Consider the following 23,799-nt stretch of genomic DNA (forward strand, 5'->3'; position numbering starts at 1 on the left):
AAGAGAAGATGGTCATCCGCATCGCGCTCGCCCGCAAGCTGCTCGTCATCCTCAATGCAAAAGCACGCGATGCGCGCATCGAGTTCGCTAATGCAACTTGACACGTCAGATAGTCGCTCATCGCCCTCCTGAGCTTGTCGAAGGACGGCATCTTCTTCCCGTTTCCTCGACAAGCTCGGAACGGGGAGAAGGACGCCGGCCGTTTTTGACGGCGTTTCTTCTGCAGCGCGGGCGATTGGCGAAATCAAAGCGGCAGTCGTGCCTCTCCCCGTTCACGGGGAGAGGATGCCGGCAGGCAGGTGAGGGGCGGCGCCAACGGGCAAACGTTAAGCCGTTGGTGATCCCCTCCCAGGTCCAAATAAGTTTGCGGCTGAGGCCTAAAGGCAGAGGCGAGCTCTACCGCACCAGGAAGCCGCGCCCGAGCTCATCGCCCTCTTCCCGCCAGTATTCCGCCTTGCCGGAATAGAAGGCGCGGCCGCCGACACGGGCAATGACGGCATCGTAGGCGCCGGCTTTCGTGGTGCGGGCGACCGACCCTGTGAACAGCGAGCCCACGATGCTCTCGAAGGTTCTGGGCTCGCCGAGCCCCAACTCGCATTTCGCATGCATCGCAGCCACCCGCGCCGTCACGCCGGAACCGGTCGGTGAGCGGTCGACTTCGGCTTCCGCGAAGACGCAGACGTTTCTTGTCGGCTGTGACGAACCGTCGCCGCCGTCGGTGAGGATCGAACCGTAAAGGAAGGCGAGATCGTCATGGTCGGGGTGAAACAGCGGGATCTCGAGCTTGACTTTTTCCGTCAACGCCGACGCGGCGTCGACGAAATCGCGCGCCCGGTCACGGCCGAATTCGAGGCCGAACTGGCGGCAGTCGGCCAGTGCATAAAAGGCGCCGCCATAGGCGATGTCGAAAATGATCGACCCGTATCGTTCGAGGCAAACCGATCTGCCGGCTTCGAACAGGAAAGCTGGCACGCTCTCGAATGACACCGCACCCGACTTGCCGTCCTTCACCTCGACGGAGGCGGCCACCATGCCGCATGGGCATTCGATGTTGACCGTCGTCAGCGGCTCGCGAATGGCTACCAGCCCCTGATCCACGGCATAGCGACCGAGGGCGATGACGGCGTGCCCGCACATGGTCGAATAGCCCTCATTGTGCATGAAGAGCACGGCGATGTCGGCGCCCGGCAGGTCCGGTTCGACCAGCAATGCACCGTACATGTCGTAATGGCCGCGCGGCTCGAACATCAGCATCCTGCGCAGATGGTCGAGATTGTCGCGGACCCAGGCGCGCTTTTCTAGGATGGTGCCTTTCGGTATCGGCGGATAACCGCCGGTCACTATGCGTATCGGCTCGCCGCCGGTATGCATGTCGATGACGGTGAGCTTGTCCAAGCAGTGTCTCCGGTCGGCTCTATTTGCCCTGCGGCTTGGCGAAAAGCTCCTGCACCTTGGCGAAGGGCATGCCCGCACGGGTGAACGCGAAGGTACCGTCTCCCAGCATCTCGCGCGCGGCGGTCTCCAGCATGCCGTAGCAGAAGGTGGTGAGCTTCGAGCCGAGTGAGATCCGCTTGGCCCCCGCGTTCGAGAGGTCGGCTACGGTAAAACCAGGGACGACCAGCACGTTGACCGGCTTCGACACCGCCTTGCAGATCTCCGCGACCGTTTCGATGTCGGCGATGCCCGGCGCATAGAGCACGTCGGCACCGGCCTCCTCGAAGGCCTGCAGGCGGCGGATCGTATCATCGAGATCAGGACGGCCCCAGAGATAGTTCTCGCAGCGCGCCGTGAAGACGAAATCGCTCTTCAGCGAACGGGCGGCATCTGCCGCCGCGGCGACCCGCTCGAGCGCGAGACTGAATTCGTAGATAGGGCTGTCCGGATCGCCCGTGTGGTCCTCGATGGAGCAGCCCGCGAGACCTGCGGCCGAAGCTGCGAAAATCGTTTCCTCGGCGCTTTCCGGGCTGTCGCCCTTGCCCTTTTCGAGATCGGCCGAGACCGGCAGGTCGGTCGCCGCGGCCATTTCGCGGCAATGGTGGATCATCGCCTCGAATCCCACAGCGCCGTCGGGCAGGCCCCGCGAGAACGCAAAGCCGGCGCTGGTCGTTGCAAGCGCCTTGAAGCCCAGTGAGGTGAAAAGCTTGGCCGTGCCCATATCCCACGGGTTGGGGATCACGAATGCGCTTGGCGCCTGGTGCAGCGCGCGAAATATCTTGCCTTTGTCGCCTGTATCCATCTCAGCAATTCCTGACATTAGCAATCGGGAAGGCAATACTAATCATAGACGATCCGGGCGACAAACGGGCGACGCAAGAATCCAAAGCGTCATCCTGACAAGGGCTGGAGGGTTTGCTTCCAGCTTGTCGTCGAGTGAGTTGCGGACGCCTTAGAATCGGCTCTCGTCCTCCTTGGCCAGCACCTTCAATGCGTCCGAATCGACGATGAAGCGGGAGGCCGCCTCGTCCCAGCGATATGTAACGGCGATCTGGCGGTTCGCCTCCTGCAGCGCATCTTCTCCATCGCAGATCTCGCCGGTCGGCTTCGTCGTCTCGGTCACGGTCACGACGATGTCGGAATAGGCGCGCCCGTCACGGTCGCCAGCGCGGAACTCCGGCATCTGCTGATGCTCGAAGCTGCAGGATTTGTCGCTGAAGGTGAAGATCGTATCGATGAGTTGCAGCCGGTCCTTGCGTAGCAGGATCAGCGCGCTCGTCACATAATCCTGGTTCGAATTGAAATGCATGCTCATCGTGATGACGGCATCCTTGCCCTCGCCGAGCGAGATATGGCTGGGCTCGAGGAAATTGGTGATCTGGTCGTAAGCGATGTCGGCAGCGTCGAGCAGCTTCGGCGTTCCCGCGAGGCTGTAGAGCGCGAGCACGGCGAAGCCTTCCGCGCTGTCGGTCGCCTGGCCGAGATCATAGAGGATCAGCAGGCGGTCCTTGCCGTCGGACTGGACAGCCAGCACGGCAGCGTAGCCAAAGCTGAGCGTCTCGGGCGGGGCGCTCGTGATTTGATCGCCGGCAATATGCCGAACGTCGATCACCTTGTGGCCTTGATACAGTGCATCGGCCGCGGCGAGATCCGGGACCACCAGGTGGGCAAGATCGAGATATGTGACGTCCGTACCGGGAACCTTCTCGCCAAGATCGGGGAAGATGACGCCTTCGGCCCGCGCTGCGGCTCCACAATACAGCGCGACAGGCAATACAAGCAGCAGCCGACAGATGAAGACCCGCAAAAGAACCCCCCTTCAGCAGGTTTCGCAAAGTGTCCCCCGGTTTTGCGATAACGACCTGCAGCAAACGGATGAAACCGAGCAGGCATTCGTGCGACAACTCACGAATATCCGCTGAGTGAAGACGGACGAAGCTATCACGAACTGAAACGGGATTCAGCCGGTAAGCAACCACATTCGTTTTGATTTCGAACTTCGCTCCGAGCCCTTCCCACTGAAGCGGGCCTCAAAATCACGACACCAGGGGAAAAATCGCTCAGCGCGTGCCCGTCGAGCCAAAACCGTTTGACCCGCGCGCCGTGTCACCGGCTAGGGACTTCTCTGCAACCGCCAGGCGAGCAACCCTGGCGAAGACGATCTGGGCGATACGCGCGCCGCGCGTGACCACATAGGGATCGTCGCCCAGATTCACGAGCAGCACCTTGACCTCGCCGCGATAGTCGCTGTCGATCGTGCCGGGCGTGTTGAGGCATGTAACGCCGTGATTGAGCGCAAGGCCGGAGCGCGGCCTGACCTGCCCCTCGAAACCTTCGGGGATTTCGAGGACAAGGCCCGTCGGAACCAGCGCCCGCTTGCCGGGCAGTATCAGGAGGGGCCTGTCGTCCGGGACGGCAGCCCGCAAATCCATGCCCGCCGCGCCTGCCGATTCATAGGCCGGCAGCGCCAGCCCCTCGGCATGGGGGAGGCGGACAATTCCGATCTCGGGATGGGTTTCCGATGACTTGGTCATGGAGGGAGCTCTATTGGCCGGTCAAACGCTCCCGTCAACCTCAGGGAGGTCGGGTCACGAGCTTTTCAACGGATTTCGCTCATCAGCGCACCTCAACCGGGACGGCTGTAGTTTCCTTGATTTCCTCCATCACGAACGATGCGGAGACGTCCGAGAGCGGCACCTTGGCGATTAGACGCTGGTAGAGCCGGTCATAGGCCTTCACATCCGCGACACGGGCGCGCAGCACGTAATCGAGGTCGCCGGACATGCGGTAGACGCCGGTGATTTCCGGAAGGCTCGTTACTGCTTCCTTGAACCGCTTCAGCCAGTCGGGGTCGTGATTCAATGTTCGGATCAGGATGAAGACGGAGAGGCCGAGACCGAGCCTGTCGGCATCGACCAGGGCGACACGGCCGGTGATCACGCGCTCGTCCTCAAGTCTGCGCACGCGCCGCCAGCAGGCGTTGCGCGACAGTCCCACGCGCTGCGAGAGGTCGTCGACCGACAGTGTGCCGTCGCGCTGGAGCTCGGCAAGAATTCGTCGGTCCATCGTATCGATTTCGGCGATCATAGAGGGATGGTTGTCCCAAGATAAAGCGCTTTTCAAGAACAAATTGGGACAAATGACTTGATCCGATGTGACATTATGCACGCTCCAATCAGAGTTGATGGAGAATCCCGGCATGACTTCGCGTCTCGCCAAGCTCTTTACCGAACATCCGGCCTCAGTGGACGAGACCTATCTCGGCCACATGGCATTTGCGGCCTCGTTCGCCGGGCGACTGTTCCTGGCCGGCGGGGCGGCGATCGTGCACGCCTTCTTGCCTTTCCTGTTCGAGAGGACAGCGAGCGGCATCATCCGCCAGCTCTACGAACGGACGCATAACAGAGGCCGGTAAGGTCAGCATCGGCAGGATTGGAAAGGGCCGCGAGCCAAACGCGCATCACGCCGCTGTCGCCGGAACGGATCCAGGAGAGACCGCTTCCTGCAAAATGCGGAACCGGATAGAGTCCGGTGATTCACCGTTTGCGGCGAGGAGCGTGTATGCAAAAAGGCGTGTTGCCGATCGGGGTTCTTCCGTCATCCAAGCGGAAGTCCCGAGTCTCCATCTGCATTTTCGCTGTCCTTTCAGCAGCAATTCTGGGCAGTAACCCTGCTGCGGCAGATTGCAGGAGCGGGCCTTCACCCAATGTCGAATGGCAGGACTGCAACAAGAGCAGGCTCATGCTGGGCGGCAGCGATTTGACCGGTGCAAATCTCGCCGGCGCCGATTTCACGTCGACGGATTTCAGGGATACGAATCTTTCCGGAGCTAACCTGGAAAAGGCTCTGCTCGTCCGGGCTTCGCTCGCCGGGGCGACTGCCAAGAACGCGAATTTCAGTCGTGTCGAGGCCTACCGCACCAGCTTCGCCGGTGCTTCCATGCCAGATGCGTCCTTCGCCAGCGCCGAAGGGGAGCGTGCGGATTTTTCCGGAGCCGACCTCACCGGAGTCGATTTCAGCAAGGCCGAGCTCGGCCGGGCGATTTTTCAGAAGGCGACGATAACCGGCGCCAAGTTCCCCCTGGCGAATCTCTCCCGAGCCGATTTCCAAGGTGTGGTCTTCGAAGGTCCGATCAATTTCGACAGAGCCTTCATGTTTCTGACCCAGATCCAAGGGCTCGATTTGTCGGCGGCCACCGGGCTCACGCAATGGCAGGTGGACCTCGCCTGCGGCGACGCCAAGACCAAATTGCCGGCAGGTCTCACTGCACCGAAAAACTGGCCCTGTGACTTCCAATTGGACTGACGAGTCATCTCGTGGCGAAACGCGACAGAGCATAAGTTTGTGCCCGGGTCGGCGCCGCAGACGATGCGCGCTCGGAAGTCTGTCGCATGCCAATTCCGTTCGACATGTCGGGTTCTCGTCGCTATATGCTCGCGCAAATAGCTCGGAATGGCTCGGGGGACAGTTTACTTTTTTCCGCTGGTGCGGACTTAGGAAGCGGCATTTCCCTATCTGCGGGAAAAAAGTAAACTGTCCCCGGGAGTCAGCCCGGCTTGCGACAGGAATTCCTGACATGTCGGACGACATTTCCCGCGCGGTGGCGCGCCGCCGCACATTCGCGATCATTTCGCACCCGGACGCCGGCAAGACGACGCTGACGGAGAAGCTGCTGCTGTTCGGCGGCGCGATCCAGCTTGCCGGCGAGGTGAAGGCCAAGAAGGACCGCATGAACACGCGCTCCGACTGGATGAAGATCGAGCGCGAGCGCGGCATCTCGGTGGTCACCTCGGTGATGACCTTCGAATATGGCGACCATGTCTTCAACCTGCTTGATACGCCCGGACACGAGGACTTCGCCGACGACACCTACCGCACGCTGACGGCAGTCGATTCCGCCGTCATGGTGATCGATGCCGCGAAAGGCATCGAGCCGCGCACGCTGAAGCTCTTCGAGGTCTGTCGGCTGCGCGACATCCCGATCGTCACCTTCGTCAACAAGATGGACCGCGAGAGCCGCGACCCGTTCGAGATCCTCGACGAGATCGAAAAGAAGCTCGCGCTCGACACGGCCCCGGTGACCTGGCCGATCGGCCGCGCCAAGAGCTTCGTCGGAACCTACCATCTGGCCGACAACGCGGTGCGTCACGGCGATGCGGAGAAGGAGCGGACGAAAGTCAATGGGCCGGAGTCCGACAAGGTCGCCGGCATGTTGCCCGAGAACGAGCGCGACGCCTTCACCGAGGAGATGGAGCTGGCGCGGGAGGCCTGTCGGCCCTTCGGTCTGAAGGCCTTCCGGGAGGGACACCTCACGCCGGTGTTCTTCGGCTCGGCGCTGCGCAATTTCGGCGTGCGCGACCTGATCGAGGCGCTGGGCGAGATCGGTCCCGCGCCGCGCGACCAGGAGGCGGATCGCCGGCTGATCCATGCGACCGAGCCGGCGATGAGCGCCTTCGTCTTCAAGATCCAGGCGAACATGGACCCCAACCACCGCGACCGCATCGCCTTCGTCAGGGTCTGCTCCGGCAAGCTGGCGCGCGGCATGAAGGCCAAGCTGGTGCGCACCGGCAAGCCCATGAGCCTGTCCGCGCCGCAGTTCTTCTTCGCCCGTTCGCGTATCACAGCCGACGAGGCCTTTGCCGGGGACGTGGTCGGCATCCCCAATCATGGCACGCTGAGGATTGGCGACACGCTGACGGAGGGCGAGGACATACTGTTCCGCGGCGTTCCGAATTTCGCGCCGGAAATATTGCGGCGCGTCCGCCTGGGCGACGCGATGAAGGCGAAGAAGCTGAAGGAGGCGCTGCAGCAGATGGCAGAGGAGGGCGTGGTGCAGCTCTTCCAGCCGGAAGACGGCTCACCGGCAATTGTCGGCGTGGTCGGCGCGCTCCAGCTCGACGTCCTGAAGGAACGACTCAATGTCGAATACGGCCTGCCGGTCGATTTCGAAGTGGCGCGTTTCACCATCTGCCGCTGGATCTCGGCCGACAACAGCGCCGAGCTTACGCGATTCATCGAGTCGCATCGCGGCGATATCGCGCGCGACCTCGATGGCGACCCGGTGTTCCTGGCCCCGCATGAATTCGGCCTGAACTACGAGGCCGATCGCTGGCGCGACGTGCGCTTCGCGGCGGTGAAAGACTATCAGGTGCGCGAGGCGGCTTAGGCAGCTAGCTCAGGGGACAGTTTACTTTTTCCGCCCGCGTCCCCGGCGCCCCATCCGACCTCGCGGGCGCCGGCTTCGTGGCAGCTCCGGACGGGGCGCGACCCCGTCTGACTCACCCAGTCCCGCGCCGGGAAGAGCCCTCGCAGCGCTGCGACGCCGCGAGGGGTCGCTTGTGCCATATCATCGTCTCGCCGAGTGCGCGCAAGCCAAGATAGCCGGTCACGGCGATCTCGTTCGGGCCTCTGGACGCCAGTGCGGCGTTGTAGCTGCGGCCTTCCTCCGGATCGTAGACGCGGCCGCCGTCCCAGGCGCCATTCTGGTCAGGTGTCAGGCCCTTCAGCACTTCCAGTCCGCAGATGCTCCGGTTGCGCAGCGACGGATCGGGATTGTTTGCGTCAACCAACCCCGAGCCTTCCCTTTGCAATCGCGGATTGAGCCAGACGATCCGGCCGCAGAGCTTTTCGCCCTCGCATCGATATATCTCGACCACCGCCTTGCCGTCATTCGTCTGCCATGTCGTGAATACGTCGCCGTTCGATGCGGCACCGTTCCCGGCTGCAAAGGCCGATGCGACCAGCGCGGTGCCGAGCACCGTCACCGCCCTTCGCCCGAATGGATTGATTGACGTGTATTGCAGCATGGTCATGCTCCGGGCCATCGATCAGAGTTCAATTGGGCCTCACTCGGCAGCGGCCTCATGGCGGTCGTGCTCCTGCCTCCGCGCCTTCAGGTGTCGCTCGGCCACACCGTCTATGAATGCCGCCGTTTTCGCCATCACCAGCCGTCGCTGCCGGTCGAGCGTGACGAGATGATAGCTGTCGTCGAGGATCAGGGACTCGGTCAGGCCGCCCAGCCGACGCTGCAGATAATGCAGATTCGCAAGGCTGGCGATGTCGTCCTCCCGCGCTTGCACGATGAGCGCCGGCTGCCGCGTCGAGGGCAACTTAGGCTTGAGTGCAGCCACGAGCCGCCATAGCTCCCTCAGCGCAAGCGAGGGCGTCGCCTCGAGACCCGCCATATGGCTTTCACCCGAAAACATGGATTGCACCAGCACATGGCGCAGCATCTCGTCCTTCAGCCCATAGGGCTCGCGCTCGACGAAGCGGTACCAATAGCCAAGTGGGCTGATCAGCGCGAATTTCAAGAGGAAGCTGTACCAGGGGATCGACCAGCCGTCATACCAGAGCGTGGGAGCGAGCATCACGAGCCCGTGCACGCGCTGCGGCTGGCGGGCCGCCAGCATCGCGGCCAGTACGGCGCCCATCGACAGGCCGCCGACGATAACGACGCTGCATTCTCTCTCCAGCGCCGCAAGGCTGTTCTCGGCGCTGGCATACCAGTCCTGCCAGCTCGTGGCCTTGAGGTCGGCCTCGGTGCCGCAGTGGCCGGCGAGCACTGGGCACAGCACCGTCGAGCCGCAGCCGGCCAGATGCCGTGCCACATTCTTCATCTCGACAGGCGTGCCGCCGAGCCCGTGCAGGAGCAGCACGCCGACCTTGCCGCGATGCAAGAATATGCTGGGATCCGTGCGCCTCATGCCGTTCTCCCGGAACCCAGCCCGCGCGGCCGACTCGGCTGGCCGGCTTCCGCCGCTCCCTTTCGCCGGCCACCTGCGGTCACGGCGGCACTGCCCGCCGTGCTGATCAGCCAGACGCCGGCAAGGATCAGCGCGCTGCCGACGAGCTGCAGCGGGGAGATGCTTTCGTCGAAGACGAGCCAGCTTACAGCAAGAATCAGGATGTAGCTGACCGCCGAGAGGGGAAACGCCTTGCTGAGGTCGAGCCCGGCCAAAACCTGTATCCAGACTACGAAGCAGGCGACTTCGACCCCGATTGCGGCGATCAACCATGGTGACGTCGCTGCGCTCTGCAGCCATTCCGAGCCCGACCCGGTGATGTTCTCGGCGGCGAATTTGATGAGGAGCTGCGAAAGCGTGTTGAGCAGCGGGATCGCCAGCCAGAAGAGATGGTCGGCCTTCACGACGGCTGCCCCCCGGCTCGGTCAAAAGAGAGTAGAGAGGCGAGCAGCCTGAGCAGCCGCTGCACGGCGAAATTGCGGTGCTTGAAATACATTGTGTTGGCGGCGAGTTTGCTGCCGAGCCTGATCTTGTTTTCGTAATAAGCCTGGCCACTCTGGTAGTGTCCTATCCCCTCTTCGAGGCAGTAGCGAAGATTGTTGAACCAGCTCAGATAATACAAATTGTATTTCCGCCCTTCGGCGGCATCCATGCAGAAGAACTTGTCGATCAGCTTGTCCTTGCCACGCACCAATATGTTTGCCGCCAGCAGCGTCTCTTCCACAAAATAGAAGAAGCCGAGCGAGCGTCCCGGCATGTTGTCGAGAACGCTGGTGAAATAGTCGGCCGTCAGTGCCTCGAATTGCCAGTCGCTACGGTCCCGTGTCTCCCTGTAAAGGCTCATCACACGAGGTCTGAGATCGGCGAAATCCGTTCGCATCTCCACCCGGACATGCCGTTCCGATTTCAGCTTCCTGCGCATGTCCTTGCGGGTGCCTGGCGAAAGGCGTCCCAAATATTCCTCGAGCGAAGTGAAATCGACGTCCAGCGACGCAGTCGGCAGTGCCGGCGTTGCGGCGAATCCGGCCTCGTCGATCACGCGCCGCAGCGCCGTTCCCAGCGTCTCGGGAACGTCCTTCACGGCGCGTAATGCACAGCCCTGGCTGTCGGCATAGCGCTCAAAGCCGCTCAGCAGCAACGCCAGAAGTGCGGGCCTGCGCACCGCCGGCACGTCTGCGCGAAATCCGGGCAGGCCCGTTTCCGTGCATGGCGAGCCCAGGCAAGCAAGCCTCAAGGTGAGGTAACCGGGCCAGTACCGCCTGATGCGCTGCGAGAGACGGCGCAGGAACTTCACCTCGACCGTCGTTTCGAGCTGATAGTCCGTCAGGAACATCGGCATCGCGGCAATCATTTTGCCATTCTCGAACAGCGCGATGTAGCGCCAGCGGAACTCCTCCATCCCCGCCTCCTCGACGGCCAGGAGGTAGTCGTAATCCTCGATCTCGCCTGGGAAGCAGGCGTTCCATGCCTCGCGTCCGATGTCGCGTATGGACGTGGCGATGCATGTCTGCGGCGATGCATCGGCCCCGGTGAGGACGATCGTGCCGGTCGTGAAGACCTCGCGCGGATCAGCAATCTGCATTCCGGCTCTCCAGCCCTAGATTCTCCTTGGCCATGAACCCGAGGGCATGACAGGTGCTGATGACGTGGACGCCGGCCTCGTCCTGCTCCTTCCTGATCTCGTCATGGAAGGTGGCGAGCTTCGTCCAATGCATGCGCGGCCGATAATGATGTTCGGCGTGGTAGCCATTGCCGAACCAGAGCCAATTGTAGAACCGGTTATGGCTGCTGACGCCCCAGGCGATCGGCGTGTCGGGATCGCCGTTGAAATGTTCGTAGTAGCCATTGAGCGAGGAGAGGCAATTGCCGAAATAATAGAACGGGACCAGGAACAGCACCGCGCGCCAGTCATAGATCAAGCCGAGGGCGACCGTCGCGAAGAAGGCGCAGAGTTCGAACCTGCCCCATTTGGCGTCGAAGGGCCGGGTGCGGGCAATCGCCTTGTGGATGTCCGAGATGCTGTCGCGGAAGAAGCTGAGCAGCGTGTAACTCCAGACATTCTCCGGCTCGCCGTTCTTGCCGTACTTGTAGATCGACAGCAGGTCGACTGTCTCGCCGGCGGCATTGGGCCTGTCGCTGTTGCCCGAATGATGGCGCATGTGGACCCAGTGATAGTAGGTCTGCGAGAAGCCGATCGTGATCGATTCGAGCAGGCTGAAAGCGCGGTTCAGCCATGACCTCGTGAAATAGGGCGTATGAATGAAGTTGTGGGAGATGCTGTTGATGTTCCACGAGATGGACACCGCATAGAGGCACCCCAGCACGGCCGACAGCCAGAGCGGCCGGCTCGCAAAGCCGACGATCAGATAGATGTTGAACAGAAGATGGGCGAGCGCCGCCAGAACGGGCGCGATGTCCCATTTGCTGTGAGCGAAGAGTTTCATAGCCCTGTTGCTCCCACACAGATGACGCCGGCGGTGATCAGGCAGGCCCCGGCGGCGTGGCGGAAATTGACCGGTTCCCTGAAGAAGGCCGCTCCGGCAAACACCATGGCCACATAGCTCAAGGCCATGAAGGGAAAGGCGATGGACAGCGGCACGTGCTGCAGCACGGCCATCCATGCGAGCAGTTCCACGCCCCAGAAGACGATGCCCGCCAATGTCGCCGGTCTGAGGAGCGCCTGAAGAAAGCTCGCCGAGCCAATCGCAGCGCGCTTAAAGCAGACCTCCCGTGCCATTTCCGTGGCAATGCAGAACAGGATCAGCGCTAGCATCGGCAAGGTGAGGGCGCCGCTCATGGCATGATCTCCGAAAGCGCCTCGAGCAGCTGGTGATTGGCGGCGCTGTTGACGCGCGTGGCGTGCTCCAGATCGGGCCACCTGTGCGGCTGATCGATCAGGATTTCGGCGTGCTTGGAAAGCACTGTCCACCGGCTGCCGCCATAGACCGGCAGCGAGTAGTCGCCGATGACGTCGGCGCCTATGATGCGGTGGAGTTGGCCGATCGCAGCGATCACCGACAGCAGGTAGCGCAGCCGCATGCGCCCCTGATCCCAGTTCGTGACGGCATCGTCGCGGGCAAAGACATCCTTGTCGATCGTCAGGTAGACGTTGTCCGTTTTTATCCTCGACAGCAGATAGTCGATGAAATGCTGCTCGCCCGATGAGGCAATCGTGTTCCACCTCAGCGAGCCGTCCGTTTGCGTGTGAGACGGGCCGGAGCGGTAGTCCTTTTTCACCCGGCTCGGCGCGTGGTCGTAGGGGTAAAGCTCGAGCGCGCCGCTGACCAGAAGCGACAGGTTTGCCCGCTTCCATTCCGGTCGCTTCAGGTCGCTGCTGCACACGCCGACGGTGATTACCTTGTCGACCTTGGCATGCTGCACGGCGCGGTTGACCCAGGAGCCGCAATGCACGCCGCCCGAGAAACGGACCCAATCCGGATGGTTGTCGAAATGGACCACCGTCGCCGATTTTTCCTCGTTCCTCAGCGCAACGTCCAGAAGCAGCGACGTCACGTGATGAAAATCGCCCGAGCCAATGAAGCACAGGCGCGGCTCCTGCCGGCCGCCCCACATCTGCTTGGCCAGCCGCTCGCCGAATTCGTCGAGATTCTTCTGCTTGCTCCACAGCCGTATCGTCGGTCCGTCCTGGCTTGCCTGGATTTCGCGACCACCGGCCCTGAGACACGAGCGAACGAAGTCTGCCTGCAGCTCCAGCGCGTCGTCGAGGTGGAGCAGAAGGAGCTGCATCGACCTATCTCGATGCGGCGCGCGCGAACAGCTGATCGAGCAAGGTTAGCGCGAGGTCGATCTCCCTCCGCGTAATCAACAGGTTCGGTGCCAGTGTGATGACGTTCTTGTGGTAACCTCCCACGTCGAGCACCAGCCCGTATTTTTCGCCGCCGGCGTCGAGATCGCCCTTCATGGCCTCGTCGCACATCCAGTCGAGCGTGGCCTTGTCTGGCGTGTAGCCGTCCTCCCGGCAGACTTCCACGCGGAGCGCGAGCCCGAGCCCATCGACGTCGCCGACCACCGGATGCAGCTTCTGCAGCTCCTTCAGCCCGTCGAGAAAATAGGCTCCCTTTTCCATCACCGACGCGCCGAAATCCTCCTCCTCGAGCATCTTCATGGCCTCGAGCGCAACCGCGGTGCCCATCGGATTGCTGGCGAAGGTGGAGTGCGTCGAACCGGGCGGAAACATGTCGGGATGGATCAGCTCCTCCCTTGCCCAGATGCCGGAGAGCGGGTTGAGACCGTTCGTGATCGCCTTTCCGAACACCAGAACGTCCGGCTTCACACCGAAATGCTCGATCGCCCACATCTTGCCGGTGCGGTAGACACCCATTTGTATTTCATCGACCACCAGCAGGATGCCGTGCTCGTCCAGAACCTTCTTCAGGTCGCTGAAGAAGTTCATCGGCGGTACCACATAGCCGCCGGTGCCCTGAATTGCCTCGACATAGAAGGCCGCGAATTCGGACTTGCCGGCCTTTGGGTCCCAGAGGCCGTTGTATTCGCTCTCGAACAGACGGGCGAATTTCTGCACGCACAGCTGCCCGTATTCCTCCTTGGTCATCCCTTTGGGTCCGCGGAAATGATAAGGGAACTCGACAAAATGCGCGCGGTCCGAGAAATGGCCGTAACGGCGACGGTAGCGGTAGCTCGAGGTGATTGCCGAGGCGCCCAGCGTACGTCCGTGATAGCCTCCTTCGAAAGCGAACATCAGGCTTTTGCCGCCGGTGTAGTTGCGCACCAGCTTCAGCGAATCCTCAATCGCTTGCGACCCTCCGACATTGAAATGCACTCTTCCCTTCAGGCCGAACTTCCGTTCGGCATCCTGGGCGATCAGCGCTGCGAGCTCGACCTTCTCGCGGTGTAGATATTGCGAGGCGACTTGCGGCAGAGTGTCGAGCTGGCGGTGCGCAGCTGCGTTGAGGCGGGGATTGCGGTAGCCGAAATTGACTGCCGAGTACCACATCTGAAGGTCCAGGAAAGGCGTTCCACGGCTGTCGTAGAGATAGGAGCCTTCGCAGAATTCGAAGAAGGGGGGTTGGGTCGCGTAGTGAACGGTGTCGCCGTGCGAGCAGTAGGCTTGCTCCAGACGCCGCAGTTCGTCTTCGTCGCGGGGCGCGAGGCCGACCGCTCCAGGTTCTTTAATTGCAAGATTGAAATTCATAGCGATGCTCAGCTCGATCTATACTGTTGCGTATTGGGATTTCTCGACGGCTTCGGGAAGATGCGCAGCTGCCTTCCTCAGGCTGGCAATCACGTCGCCGAAGTCGCGATAGGCAAAGAAGGGGATCTCGCGTTCTGCGCAGTGCCGCGCCAATTCGCCTTTGGCGAAGAGAAACTCGGGCTTGTCTGCGACGCAGAAATCGGAGCGGCCATCGCCGATATAGACGCGCTCCTGCTTGTGAGCAGTGAGCCACCGGCATTTGCAGACGCCTGCCGTGGTCGTGCAGGTCGGGCCGGCATGAGGAGAAGAAAGGAAGTATTGCGGTTGGCCGGTTCGAGTGCTCACGACCAGCCTATTGGCGACGACTGGAAGATGGTCGAGACCGTGCCTTCTGAGGATACGCCTGATGAAATGGTCTACGCCATCGCTGACGATTGTCACCGGAAGACTGCGTGCAGCGCAGAAATTGGCAAAGGAAGCGAAAAACGGGTCGATCTCGATTTCGTCGAGCACCTCGTCGAGCTGCCCGGGCCTGGCGCGAATCAGAGAAACCTGACGGCGCATGCACTCGCCAGATCCGATCTCTCCGTTCTCCCACAGCCGCTCGATCTCCTGCCATTCAGGATCGGCGAGCTGCGAGAGGACGAAATCGGTCGCGTCCTGAACCGAGACGGTTCCGTCGAAGTCGCAATAGATCTGTGCCAAGTCATCCGTGCGTAAGACATTGCCGCCGTTCATTTGGCCGACCGAGTCCATTCTGCTGTTGTCTGGATTGTGGACATGAGGAACTTCCTGCTGAAATCGCCGGGCGCTCGGGCCGTCTGCGGCGGCCTTCGCCGAGGTCGCATCGTCAGCCCGTGAATTCGTTCGAGATCGCAGCAAAACGCCCATAGGGAGCTCCCTATGAGAATTCGCGGAATCTTTAGCAGGACTGGCTGAACCCAGGATTAGGCGGCGATGAAACGAAACTGAAATCGCTGCAACCGGTCGCCGCTCCGCATGTCAGAGGCCGGCACGTTCAGGCGCGCGGCAGCGTCACGGTGACCGACAGACCGATCCCGGATGGGGGTTCGCTCAGCGTGATGTTCGCCGACAGGCGTTCGACGATATCGGAAACAATCGCCAGCCCGAGCCCGGCGCCCTCCACCTCAGGCGTGTTGACGCGGTAGAAGCGGTGGAACACCGCCTCGCGGTACTGCGGGGCAATACCGGGCCCGCTGTCGGTGACGGAAAGCGACCATGCGCCATCCTCAGGCAAGATCGAGACTTTGATCTTTCCTCCGGCAGGGGTGTATTTGATCGCGTTGTCGATCAGGTTGGCTATCAAGAGACGAAGCAACGGTTCGTCAGCCTTCACTTCCGCCGATTCGTCGCCGTCGAGCGATACCTCATGCCGCCTGAGCGTGATGATCGCACCAAACTCCGCAATGACGGACGCGGTGACATCGTAAAGACGCACAGCTTTCAATTGGATCGGCTGATGGCTGACACGTGCCGCCCGAAGCATCTGCTCGATCAGGCGTGTGGCTTGGTCGTTGCTGGCCATCAGATCCGCAAGGATCGCGCTGCGCTCGGTTTCAGAGTCGGCGTCGCGCAGCATCTGCAGCAGCAGCTTAGAACCCGCCTGCGGCGTTCGCAATTGGTGGGCCGCATGGTCGGCAAAGCGCCTTTCCGCCGTCAGCGAGCGCTCCAGTTTCTTGAGCAACTGGTTCACCGACATGCCCAGGGGATAGAGGTCGCGCGGCAGCCTATCCATCGGAATGGCGGAAAGGTCTTCTGGAGAACGGCTGCGGATCTGGCGGACCAGACCGTGGATTGGCCTCAGCCCGTTATTGATGCTGTACCAGACCAGCAGGCCGACAACCGGCACGAGCACCAGCAGGGGGAAGAAGAGATTGAGCATGATACCCGCCACGAGTGCATCGCGCAGGTCCTGCTTTTCTCCGACCTCGACGACGACCCGCGTGTTCGGAATTGGCAGGGAATAGACGCGCCATGGCTCGCCGCCATAGACCGTGTCGGTGAAGCCCGCGCGCTGCACAGGCACCGTGGCGGGAAAGGCCGTACTCGAAAAGAGGCTGATCTGACCGTCTTTCCAAACGCGGAACATCCGTGCATCGGCGTAGTCGTCGGCCTCTTCGTTCCAGACGAGCTGATTGCCCATGGCCAGATCGATATCCTTGACTTGCCTCGGGCCGGTGTTGCCGTGCTTTTCAATCTGATGTTCTAGCAGCGTCCAGAGCACATTGGTGTCGTTGATCAGCTCAGCATCATAGATGTTGTCGATTTCGCGCCTGGCGCTGCGGAAGGCAAAAACGCCGATGACCGCGATGGCGACCAGGATCGTCGGCGTTATCCTGAAGAAGAGCTTCCAGGTCAGGCCAGCGCGCTTCACGGCTCGACCATATAACCGACGCCACGGATGGATCGGATGAATTCGGCGCCGAGCTTCTTGCGCAAATTATAGATGATGACCTCGGTCGTATTGCTCTCGACCGCATTGTCAGCGCTATAGAGCGCATATTCGATATCGCTCTTGGTAACGTATTTTCCCGCCCGTTCCATGAGCAGCTTCAAGAGCTTCAGTTCCTTGGCGGTCATTGCGATCTGGCCTTCGGCCCCGCGCACCACCATGGCCGCGGGATCCAGCTCGATGCCGCCGCTCTTCAGGATGCTGTCGGCGCGCCCGTCTCTTCGGCGAATGAGCGCCCGCAGCCGTGCCAGCAATTCGTCGAGGTCGAACGGCTTCACGAGATAGTCGTCCGCTCCGCTGTCTAGCCCCTCGACCTTTTGCAGTGACGTGTCGCGCGCGGTGAGCAGGAGGATCGGCACCGTATCTCTTCTCCTGCGTGCCGATCGCAGCACCTCCAGCCCGTTGACCTTGGGCAGGTTCACATCGAGCACGACCGCGTCGAATGCCAGATCCTCGAGCGCGGCTATCGCCGCTTCGCCATCCTGCAGCCAGTCCACGCCATAAGCGTGCTTCTCGAAGGCCTTCTTCAAGGAGGACCCGAGAATGATGTCGTCTTCGACCAGGAGCAGGCGCATGACTTGCGGTGCCTCTCACATACGCTGGAATCGATTGCCGCGCCGGTTCAGGACAAATGACGCCATCGCGGCTTTTTTGCGGGCAAAGCAAGATGCCGCCCGCGAGTCGCCTCACAGTTACGAGAGGATCTTAGAAGGATATCTCGAACGAACGGCGCAAGGTGACGCCTACCGTGTTCTGATTGGCTGAACCTATGTCGCTGACGATTGGACTGTCGGCAACTTCGTTCAATAGCCGCTCATACTTGTCGTAGACCTGAAGGCTCCAAGTGTCGGTGAAGCGGTAGTCTGCGCTGACCATGAATCCGACCGACTTGAGGCCCCCTCCGATGTTGAAGGGAGCGAGCGTGCCATTGGCTGCAGACTCCTCGGGCGTTATCCCGAAATTGTTTTGCATGTACGCTGTATCGGCAAGCGACAGGCGCGGCCCCACAGATAAGATAATTCTGGACCCGATAGGCTGGAAGTAGTCGGCGGACAAATCGGCTACGAAACCATAGTTCTCGTGGAGGGCCTGCAGCCCTTCAAAGCGCAGCCTGAACCTGTCGGGAACCAGCCAGTATTGTGCATAGATGCCCGCTTGGACGTAGAAGTCGATGTTGGGCAACCCTTCCAGGGCGCTGTCGTCGGATGTCGAGCGACCGGTGTTGTAGCCCACCACCGGTCCGACCTCCAGGCCGTGCCAGTCGATCAGCGGGAAGCCGAAATTGTCGTCCGGCGGGCTGGGTTCGGGCGCCTCACCGAACCGGGTAATGTCGAGATATGGAACGAAGCTGAAGGACTGATTTCTGGCCCCTTCATAGCGGGGGCCGTATTCCGTACCGCCGCCGATGGTCACTGTCCAAACGCGCTGGCCCGCCGGCTGCGCGCTCTCGCTTGTGGTGCCGTCGGCGTAGGCAGCCGAGGATAGGGCGCACAAAACTATTCCAATAATCGCCGATGCGCCGTGCGCAAAATTTCGGCTATTGCTGCGAGGCGTGTGCACTAGACTTGTGATCACTTGGCCGCTGCCGCTATCAAAGCTGATCGATCACCAATTGTCGGCCGCTACACACGAATTGTCCAGCACTCGTGATGTCGAGGACAATTGGATGGCCCGGCTGTGTCCCTTTTGCACCAGCGGATCGCCCCTGCCGGAATGCGTCCCATCAAAGCATTGGCGCGAATTCGGGATACCAGTCGTGACTCCCGCCCCCGCGAGCCGCTGGCGCGCGTTCAACGGCGACCTTCGATGCCGCTCGATCTTCCGCAGCCTGGGCGCTCTTGCAAGTCAAAGGCTGGCAGAGCGCGTAGCAGTTCTCGCAGGGCCGTTCTGGCTTCTTTCACACGCTGCCGCGCGCTTAGAGCTTGGCGAGCGGCATCCCTGCTCTGTTTTTCGCTGAACAGCACTTCGCAGGCGAGCAGTGACCTTTTCGCGTTCGTGAAAGCTCCTGCAGCCCGGCATATGCGAACGATGTCGCTGATCATTGACGCGACCAAGCCCCGCATGCGCTTAGACAACTCAAGGCTAGACCGCGCGATTTGCGGCTGCATTTCTGGAGCCATACGGATTGGTAAGTTTCGCGAACGCCCTTTCACGAGGCACTACTGCCGACTACGCCTCAAAGGCGTCAGAGATCGCAGGGCGTCAGAGATCGCGCAGACGCTCGACGTCGCTAATTGCCGATGGCCTGGCGAACAGGACCGCGGCGACAATCGACCCCGTTACGATGCATATGACCAGTGCAAGATACATCCAGGGGATCGAAAGCGCTTCTGGCGGAGGATCGAATACGCCGGTTAGCAGCTTCACCAGCATCCAGGCCGTCGCAAGCCCCGAGAGGAGCCCGAAGATGATCCCGCCAAGCAGGACAAGCAGGCCCTCGCTCCAAAGGAAACAAGCAAGTTGCCGCGGCTTCGCGCCAATGGCGCTCAAGATGGCGAAATTTCTCCGACGCTCGGCGAAGCCCAGCGCCAGCATCAGGCCGGCCGACGCGGCAGCCATCACGACCGCAAATGCCAGCTCGATAAGCGTGAGCCCGCCGAGGTCCACGGCCGTAAGGCTGGATCCGATCAAATGCGCGGCCTGGCCGATATCCCTGACCTTGAGGGATGGATCGGTGGACAGCAGCGACCTTGCCTGCCGCGCGAGTTCGGTGGGCTCGTCCTTGGCGCGCATCAACACATATTCTGAGGCGTCGGAACCCGTCATACTGGCAATGTAGGCCGCATTGGCGACGATGAAGGAATCCTTCGGTGCGGTTGGGAACTCCCTGACCACAGCGATGAACTTGAAGGTGACGGGGTGATATTGGTGGTCGGCGGCGCTCATCAGCCTCAGGTTTATCGTATCGCCCTCCTGGAGCTGGAAATCCTGGACCGTCTCCTCAGACACGAGCGCACCGTCCGGGGTTGCAGCGAGCCGCTGGAGATTCTCTGCCGCAGTGCCGCTGAAATAGGCGTCGGAGAAGCTGGTTGCGCGCTGTAGACGTATCGGGTCGATGCCGTAGAGGTCCTGCAGGTCGGCCCCGACATAGGCGAAGCGGTGTTGCATGGGCTCAGCCGCGGCTACGGAAGGCAGGGTGGACAATGCGGCGAAATGCGATCCAGCTGGCCTCTCGGACGTCCCGAACACCGTGACGTCGGAGCCGTTCGTCAGCTCGGCATCTACGCGCGATTGCGCATTGTATGTCGTGTTGAAGATCGCCGTGGATGTGGCGAATGAGATCGCCAGCGCCGCCATGGCTATTCCTATGGTCAACCGACGCGACTGCCGTGACAAAGCTGCCGCTACGATCGGCGCCAGACGTCCGGCGATGGGCGTGATGACGGCCAGCAGGAATTTGCTCTTGCCGGCGATGGCGTATGCCGCCAGTCGCAGAGTTACAAATGCTGCGCCGATCCAGAACAGCGCTGGTGCGATGAACGCCTTGTAATCGACCGAGATGGCGGCGACGCCCTCTGGCGCAAGGACGATCTGGTACCCTGCTGCTGCTGTCTGCCAGAAGAAGAGCCCGGCAGCAGCAAGCAAGAGAATGTCCAGTCCGAGGCGCTGCCACAGCGGCGTCCCCGTTCGTGTTACCGCCCGCCTTGCCGTGCTTGGTGCTGTCCAACGGCTGTCACGCCACGCGGGAAACAGGATCGCGGCGAAGCCCAGCAGGAGACCGGCTGCAGCAACGGTGAGCAATGTCACTCCACCGATCCTGGCGGTATCGCTCAGGCTCGGCGCTAGGCCCACGAACAACATCGCTCCGGCGGCTCCGAGCGTAGTCCCGACAATTGCGACTACCGCAGCTTCGACGGAGTACAGCGTGGTGATCTGTCGCGCGGTTGCGCCACGGACCCGAAGCAGTGCTTGCTCCATCCGGCGGCGGGCCGAGCCGGACCATGTCACGGCGAAGGTCAGCGTCACTGCGAGGGCAATGCCGGGGAAACCGAGGAACAGGAAAAGTACGGATGCGTAGAGAGCGTCTTCGCGAACCGCGTCCAGTCGGGCGTCCAGATTGTCGGCGACGAGCGCCAGACCGGCGATCCGCGCTTCGAGATTGCGCTTCGCATTTGTGACGAAAATGTAGGCGGCGGTCGGGTCGGAGGGGAGGACCTCGCGAGCAAGCCGCACGTGAAGCTGCAGCCGTGTTGTCGCGGGTTGTATCGCCTGCTGTGGATCGAACAGGCGCTGCCAGTCCTCCTCGGGGAGGATCAGGACGTTGTCGGGGGGAGCCTGAGGGGCGGCCTGGGACGGCAGGCCCACGGCCTGAAACAGGGAATCTGCGTCCGGCAAGTCGACAACGTCGGCAATTGTTACTTGCGCCGGCGCCAGCCCACGCCGCTCGATTGTCACGACGTCGCCAGGACCGACGTGCAGGTTGGCTGCTGTTTGCTGAGCGATCAAGACGCCTTTGGCATTTCCCGAAAGCGGGCGAATTTCGGCAGGAAATGCAGACCGATAGCTGTTGTCGAACGCGACGACCTGCCCCGGACCGGTCTTCTGGGTCGTGCCGCCGGTCTGCGCCTCGAAACCGTCAACGTCAGCGTATCGCACACGGTGGACGGCCGCGACCTGCACCGACTGGCCAATTGCGTTGCCGACGGCACCCGCATCGGCACCCGGCACGAGTTGGACCTGCCAATCGATCGGCACCGCCGCGACTGCGCGAGCCGTCATGGATCGACTCGCCCCCACCAGAAAGAGAGAAATTGCTGCGAGCAGTGCAACTGATAGCGCTACGCCGGCTGTCGCACCGGCCATGCGCAGATACCGTCGCCGCAATATGCCCTGGATCCAAAGGAAGAGCATTATACGTGCCCGTCATCCGGTTCGGCGAAGAGCCGCCCATGCACCATGATCCACTGCGTCCCCATCCGGGAGGCGATATTGCGGTCGTGGGTCGCCACCACCAGAGCCGTGTCTGTCCCTTCAAGATGTTCGAACACCCCGTCGAACAACATCTGAGCCGAGTGGCTGTCGAGCTGGCCGGTCGGCTCGTCTGCCAGTAAGAGCTTCGGACCAATGGCGAGAGCCCGCGCCATGGCAACGCGCTGCGCTTGTCCGCCTGACAGTTCCTCGGGAAGCTTGTTCGAGAGATCGACGAGGCCGAAAGATTCCATCAGCCCAGCCACCTTGTCGTCAAACGGTACCGTCTCCCCCGCCAGAATCAGTGGAAGTGCGACGTTCTGGGCGGCGGTAAGCGCAGGAAACAGGCTTGGTGTCTGGAACACGCATCCTATCATTCTCGGCCGAAGTTCCTTGATCGATCCCAGGGCCGGCCATTCGATGGACCCGCTCGTCGGTGCGTCGAGCCCGCCGATGATATGCAGCAATGTCGTCTTGCCGCTGCCGGACGGTCCGACCAGAGCGATCCGTGCCGCTGGCTTGATCTCGCAATCGACGCCGGCCAGGGCTTCGACCCATCCACTCCCGCTATGAGAGAATTTACGGCCAAGCCCATTGATGGCGACCAGGGCGTCAGCCATCGACGATCCGCCCGTCGCTCAACCAGATGACCCGGTCGGCCTTGCGGGCCAGGGCCTCGCTGTGCGTGGCGAGAAGCGTCGCGCGCGCCGACATGCGGCGGGCCTCGAAATGTTCGATCAGCCGCTTCTCCGTTCCTTCATCGACCTCCGCCGTGGGCTCGTCCGCTACCAGTAATGGCGGGTCTGTCGCCAGGGCGACCGCGAGGCTTGCGCGAGCTGTTTCGCCGCCTGAGAGTTCCGTCGGGAAGGCCGAAGCGCGATGGGAGAGCTCAATGCTGTCCAGAAGGAAGGCCAGACGTCTCTCGTCAAGCTTGCCGGCAAGCTGCATCTGGAACCGGACGTTCTGCTCTGCAGTGAGGTGCGGAAAAAGGTTACCCGCCTGCAGCACGATACCGAAGTACCGGGCTCGAATGCGGGCGCGCTCGACTTCCGGGCGCCTGGTCAACCGCTTGCCGGCCACTTCGACCCTGCCGGCATCCGGTTCGTCCAGCCCGGTGATGCAGGAGAGCAAAGTGGACTTGCCGCTGCCGGACGGGCCCATGACCGCGACGATCTCGCCGGAAGAGACCGTCAGGCTGACACCGCGCAATGCCGCCGTCTCGTCATCCCCGATATGAAAGAACCGATAGAGCTCATGCGCTTCGAGCGCGCTCATGTCATTTCCACTCGATGTCATTTCCACTCGAAAGACTGTGACATCAGCTGCCACTGGTCGACATTGTCGGCGCCCTTGGGTGCGTAGAGCTCCAACGTGACCAGCTTGCCATCCTTGAAATAGAGATAGCGTTCGTTCTCCAGCCGCACCTGCTTGTTGGTCACCTGGTTAGGTTCGGAGTTCGACGTGTAGACGATGCGGATCGCAGGGCCTGCAGGCAGCTTCACCGGCCTGATGGCGCTGACCTTGACCGCCAGCTCGGCTTTCTCAAGCTCGGGAACATACGTCTTCCTGGCGGTTTCGACCGTTGGCGCCGAGGGAGCCTTGGCCACTGTCAGCACCACGCCGTCGAGCTTGTCGATGAAGCTCGCGCCGTCGGGCCGGTCGGTTCGCGCCCATCCTTCCGGCACCTTCATGGTGAAGCCTTCCGGCGAGCCGTAATCGATGAAGACTTGAGTGTCGGGGATGTCGCCGGGCGGGTTCTTCTCCGCGGGCACAGCTCGTTCGGCCGTTAGGCCAGGCCCGGGGAAGGCAGCCAGCCCGAGGGCAAGCGCTGCCGCGGCGCCGGTGACCCAATTTGCCGCGTGGCGTAGAGTTCCGCTGCGTTGGTTCATTCCGAGGGTCCCTCATAGCATTGGTGCAGGTCCTTGCTATGTGCGACGGGCACCTGTCCGCCACCTCGCCACGCTCTTACGGATTCGTAAGGCATCCGGATCGGTGACTGGTCGGCCAGTGCGGCTGCGATATACGGTTTTACAAGGTTCGCGTTCTTGTCTTGCCAAAGCCCCTTGGGC

The 23,799-nt window shown here is 61.8% G+C and carries 24 protein-coding genes and 1 pseudogene; 4 read left to right on the forward strand and 21 right to left on the reverse strand.

The genetic code is table 11. The features are described 5' to 3' along the window. Positions 1-101, forward strand: a pseudogene (locus SAZ10_RS27215) (IS110 family transposase); the annotation flags it as partial. 295 nt (positions 102-396) lie between these two features. Here the strand turns inward: SAZ10_RS27215 and SAZ10_RS27220 are convergent. From SAZ10_RS27220 to SAZ10_RS27240, 5 genes are all read right to left on the reverse strand, one after another. After that, complete coding sequence (locus tag SAZ10_RS27220) at positions 397-1,371, reverse strand: proline racemase family protein (protein ID WP_318612690.1); 975 nt, start codon at positions 1,369-1,371, stop codon at positions 397-399. Between the two features lie 43 nt (positions 1,372-1,414). Then, complete coding sequence (locus SAZ10_RS27225; RefSeq protein ID WP_318612574.1) at positions 1,415-2,236, reverse strand: isocitrate lyase/phosphoenolpyruvate mutase family protein; 822 nt, start codon at positions 2,234-2,236, stop codon at positions 1,415-1,417. Positions 2,237-2,386: 150 nt separating this feature from the next. Then, positions 2,387-3,241 carry a hypothetical protein gene (locus SAZ10_RS27230; RefSeq protein ID WP_318612575.1) on the reverse strand — a complete coding sequence of 285 codons (855 nt, stop codon included), beginning with the start codon at positions 3,239-3,241 and terminating at the stop codon, positions 2,387-2,389. 253 nt (positions 3,242-3,494) lie between these two features. Beyond that, a complete protein-coding gene (gene dut / locus SAZ10_RS27235) occupies positions 3,495-3,968 on the reverse strand; it encodes a dUTP diphosphatase (RefSeq protein WP_318612576.1) in 474 nt (157 codons plus the stop codon). A gap of 82 nt (positions 3,969-4,050) precedes the next feature. After that, a complete protein-coding gene (locus SAZ10_RS27240) occupies positions 4,051-4,521 on the reverse strand; it encodes an Lrp/AsnC family transcriptional regulator (protein ID WP_318612577.1) in 471 nt (156 codons plus the stop codon). Between the two features lie 112 nt (positions 4,522-4,633). On the opposite strand from SAZ10_RS27240, the gene SAZ10_RS27245 reads away from it, so the two are divergent. From SAZ10_RS27245 to SAZ10_RS27255, 3 genes are all read left to right on the forward strand, one after another. Beyond that, entirely contained in the window at positions 4,634-4,849 is a 216-nt protein-coding gene (locus tag SAZ10_RS27245) for a DUF6356 family protein (protein ID WP_318612578.1), read from the forward strand. 146 nt (positions 4,850-4,995) lie between these two features. Further along, positions 4,996-5,739, forward strand: a complete 744-nt coding sequence (locus SAZ10_RS27250; protein WP_318612579.1) for a pentapeptide repeat-containing protein — start codon at positions 4,996-4,998, stop codon at positions 5,737-5,739. A gap of 271 nt (positions 5,740-6,010) precedes the next feature. Then, positions 6,011-7,600, forward strand: a complete 1,590-nt coding sequence (locus tag SAZ10_RS27255) for a peptide chain release factor 3 (protein WP_318612580.1) — start codon at positions 6,011-6,013, stop codon at positions 7,598-7,600. 112 nt (positions 7,601-7,712) lie between these two features. Here SAZ10_RS27255 and SAZ10_RS27260 read toward each other — a convergent pair whose 3' ends face one another. The 16 genes from SAZ10_RS27260 to SAZ10_RS27335 all read right to left on the reverse strand — a co-directional run bounded on the left by SAZ10_RS27260 (position 7,713) and on the right by SAZ10_RS27335 (position 23,619). Then, the gene (locus SAZ10_RS27260) at positions 7,713-8,240 is read right to left on the reverse strand and encodes a DUF2147 domain-containing protein (protein WP_318612581.1); all 528 of its coding nucleotides are present in this window, start codon (positions 8,238-8,240) and stop codon (positions 7,713-7,715) included. Positions 8,241-8,279: 39 nt separating this feature from the next. Beyond that, positions 8,280-9,137 carry an alpha/beta hydrolase gene (locus SAZ10_RS27265; protein ID WP_318612582.1) on the reverse strand — a complete coding sequence of 286 codons (858 nt, stop codon included), beginning with the start codon at positions 9,135-9,137 and terminating at the stop codon, positions 8,280-8,282. After that, positions 9,134-9,580 carry an EamA family transporter gene (locus SAZ10_RS27270; RefSeq protein WP_318612583.1) on the reverse strand — a complete coding sequence of 149 codons (447 nt, stop codon included), beginning with the start codon at positions 9,578-9,580 and terminating at the stop codon, positions 9,134-9,136. Before SAZ10_RS27270 ends, SAZ10_RS27265 begins: the two co-directional genes overlap by 4 nt. Continuing rightward, entirely contained in the window at positions 9,577-10,758 is a 1,182-nt protein-coding gene (locus SAZ10_RS27275; RefSeq protein WP_318612584.1) for a GNAT family N-acetyltransferase, read from the reverse strand. Before SAZ10_RS27275 ends, SAZ10_RS27270 begins: the two co-directional genes overlap by 4 nt. Continuing rightward, complete coding sequence (locus tag SAZ10_RS27280) at positions 10,745-11,620, reverse strand: fatty acid desaturase (protein WP_318612585.1); 876 nt, start codon at positions 11,618-11,620, stop codon at positions 10,745-10,747. Before SAZ10_RS27280 ends, SAZ10_RS27275 begins: the two co-directional genes overlap by 14 nt. Then, entirely contained in the window at positions 11,617-11,973 is a 357-nt protein-coding gene (locus tag SAZ10_RS27285) for an EamA family transporter (RefSeq protein WP_318612586.1), read from the reverse strand. The genes SAZ10_RS27280 and SAZ10_RS27285 overlap by 4 nt, the downstream gene beginning before the upstream one ends. Continuing rightward, complete coding sequence (locus tag SAZ10_RS27290; RefSeq protein WP_318612587.1) at positions 11,970-12,923, reverse strand: arginase; 954 nt, start codon at positions 12,921-12,923, stop codon at positions 11,970-11,972. The genes SAZ10_RS27285 and SAZ10_RS27290 overlap by 4 nt, the downstream gene beginning before the upstream one ends. Positions 12,924-12,927: 4 nt before the next feature. Beyond that, a complete protein-coding gene (locus SAZ10_RS27295; protein WP_318612588.1) occupies positions 12,928-14,349 on the reverse strand; it encodes an aspartate aminotransferase family protein in 1,422 nt (473 codons plus the stop codon). Between the two features lie 18 nt (positions 14,350-14,367). After that, positions 14,368-15,105, reverse strand: coding sequence for an MtnX-like HAD-IB family phosphatase (locus SAZ10_RS27300; protein ID WP_318612589.1), 738 nt, complete (start codon positions 15,103-15,105; stop codon positions 14,368-14,370). Positions 15,106-15,367: 262 nt separating this feature from the next. Beyond that, positions 15,368-16,744 (reverse strand): sensor histidine kinase, encoded by a 1,377-nt coding sequence (locus tag SAZ10_RS27305; protein WP_318612590.1) that lies wholly within the window; start codon positions 16,742-16,744, stop codon positions 15,368-15,370. Next, positions 16,741-17,397 carry a response regulator transcription factor gene (locus tag SAZ10_RS27310; RefSeq protein WP_318612591.1) on the reverse strand — a complete coding sequence of 219 codons (657 nt, stop codon included), beginning with the start codon at positions 17,395-17,397 and terminating at the stop codon, positions 16,741-16,743. Before SAZ10_RS27310 ends, SAZ10_RS27305 begins: the two co-directional genes overlap by 4 nt. Positions 17,398-17,527: 130 nt before the next feature. After that, positions 17,528-18,316, reverse strand: coding sequence for a MipA/OmpV family protein (locus SAZ10_RS27315; RefSeq protein WP_318612592.1), 789 nt, complete (start codon positions 18,314-18,316; stop codon positions 17,528-17,530). 708 nt (positions 18,317-19,024) lie between these two features. After that, positions 19,025-21,673 (reverse strand): FtsX-like permease family protein, encoded by a 2,649-nt coding sequence (locus tag SAZ10_RS27320; RefSeq protein ID WP_318612593.1) that lies wholly within the window; start codon positions 21,671-21,673, stop codon positions 19,025-19,027. Beyond that, positions 21,673-22,350: an ABC transporter ATP-binding protein gene (locus SAZ10_RS27325; RefSeq protein ID WP_318612594.1), complete on the reverse strand. Its 678-nt coding sequence runs from the start codon at positions 22,348-22,350 to the stop codon at positions 21,673-21,675. Before SAZ10_RS27325 ends, SAZ10_RS27320 begins: the two co-directional genes overlap by 1 nt. Next, entirely contained in the window at positions 22,343-23,005 is a 663-nt protein-coding gene (locus SAZ10_RS27330; RefSeq protein ID WP_318612595.1) for an ABC transporter ATP-binding protein, read from the reverse strand. Before SAZ10_RS27330 ends, SAZ10_RS27325 begins: the two co-directional genes overlap by 8 nt. 17 nt (positions 23,006-23,022) lie before the next feature. Next, entirely contained in the window at positions 23,023-23,619 is a 597-nt protein-coding gene (locus SAZ10_RS27335; protein ID WP_318612596.1) for a hypothetical protein, read from the reverse strand. Between the last annotated feature and the right edge of the window lie 180 nt (positions 23,620-23,799).

It is taken from the genome of Mesorhizobium sp. BAC0120, from assembly GCF_033542235.1.
Lineage (GTDB): Bacteria > Pseudomonadota > Alphaproteobacteria > Rhizobiales > Rhizobiaceae > JAWRCU01.

Coding starts and splice junctions, on each gene's coding strand:
- SAZ10_RS27220 (WP_318612690.1), bottom strand. CDS start 1,371: ATGCATACCGGCGGCGAGCCGATACGCATAGTGACCGGCGGTTATCCG.
- SAZ10_RS27225 (WP_318612574.1), bottom strand. CDS start 2,236: ATGGATACAGGCGACAAAGGCAAGATATTTCGCGCGCTGCACCAGGCG.
- dut (WP_318612576.1), bottom strand. CDS start 3,968: ATGACCAAGTCATCGGAAACCCATCCCGAGATCGGAATTGTCCGCCTC.
- SAZ10_RS27240 (WP_318612577.1), bottom strand. CDS start 4,521: ATGATCGCCGAAATCGATACGATGGACCGACGAATTCTTGCCGAGCTC.
- SAZ10_RS27245 (WP_318612578.1), top strand. CDS start 4,634: ATGACTTCGCGTCTCGCCAAGCTCTTTACCGAACATCCGGCCTCAGTG.
- SAZ10_RS27250 (WP_318612579.1), top strand. CDS start 4,996: ATGCAAAAAGGCGTGTTGCCGATCGGGGTTCTTCCGTCATCCAAGCGG.
- SAZ10_RS27255 (WP_318612580.1), top strand. CDS start 6,011: ATGTCGGACGACATTTCCCGCGCGGTGGCGCGCCGCCGCACATTCGCG.
- SAZ10_RS27260 (WP_318612581.1), bottom strand. CDS start 8,240: ATGCTGCAATACACGTCAATCAATCCATTCGGGCGAAGGGCGGTGACG.
- SAZ10_RS27265 (WP_318612582.1), bottom strand. CDS start 9,137: ATGAGGCGCACGGATCCCAGCATATTCTTGCATCGCGGCAAGGTCGGC.
- SAZ10_RS27275 (WP_318612584.1), bottom strand. CDS start 10,758: ATGCAGATTGCTGATCCGCGCGAGGTCTTCACGACCGGCACGATCGTC.
- SAZ10_RS27280 (WP_318612585.1), bottom strand. CDS start 11,620: ATGAAACTCTTCGCTCACAGCAAATGGGACATCGCGCCCGTTCTGGCG.
- SAZ10_RS27285 (WP_318612586.1), bottom strand. CDS start 11,973: ATGAGCGGCGCCCTCACCTTGCCGATGCTAGCGCTGATCCTGTTCTGC.
- SAZ10_RS27290 (WP_318612587.1), bottom strand. CDS start 12,923: ATGCAGCTCCTTCTGCTCCACCTCGACGACGCGCTGGAGCTGCAGGCA.
- SAZ10_RS27295 (WP_318612588.1), bottom strand. CDS start 14,349: ATGAATTTCAATCTTGCAATTAAAGAACCTGGAGCGGTCGGCCTCGCG.
- SAZ10_RS27300 (WP_318612589.1), bottom strand. CDS start 15,105: ATGGACTCGGTCGGCCAAATGAACGGCGGCAATGTCTTACGCACGGAT.
- SAZ10_RS27310 (WP_318612591.1), bottom strand. CDS start 17,397: ATGCGCCTGCTCCTGGTCGAAGACGACATCATTCTCGGGTCCTCCTTG.
- SAZ10_RS27320 (WP_318612593.1), bottom strand. CDS start 21,673: ATGCTCTTCCTTTGGATCCAGGGCATATTGCGGCGACGGTATCTGCGC.
- SAZ10_RS27325 (WP_318612594.1), bottom strand. CDS start 22,350: ATGGCTGACGCCCTGGTCGCCATCAATGGGCTTGGCCGTAAATTCTCT.
- SAZ10_RS27330 (WP_318612595.1), bottom strand. CDS start 23,005: ATGAGCGCGCTCGAAGCGCATGAGCTCTATCGGTTCTTTCATATCGGG.
- SAZ10_RS27335 (WP_318612596.1), bottom strand. CDS start 23,619: ATGAACCAACGCAGCGGAACTCTACGCCACGCGGCAAATTGGGTCACC.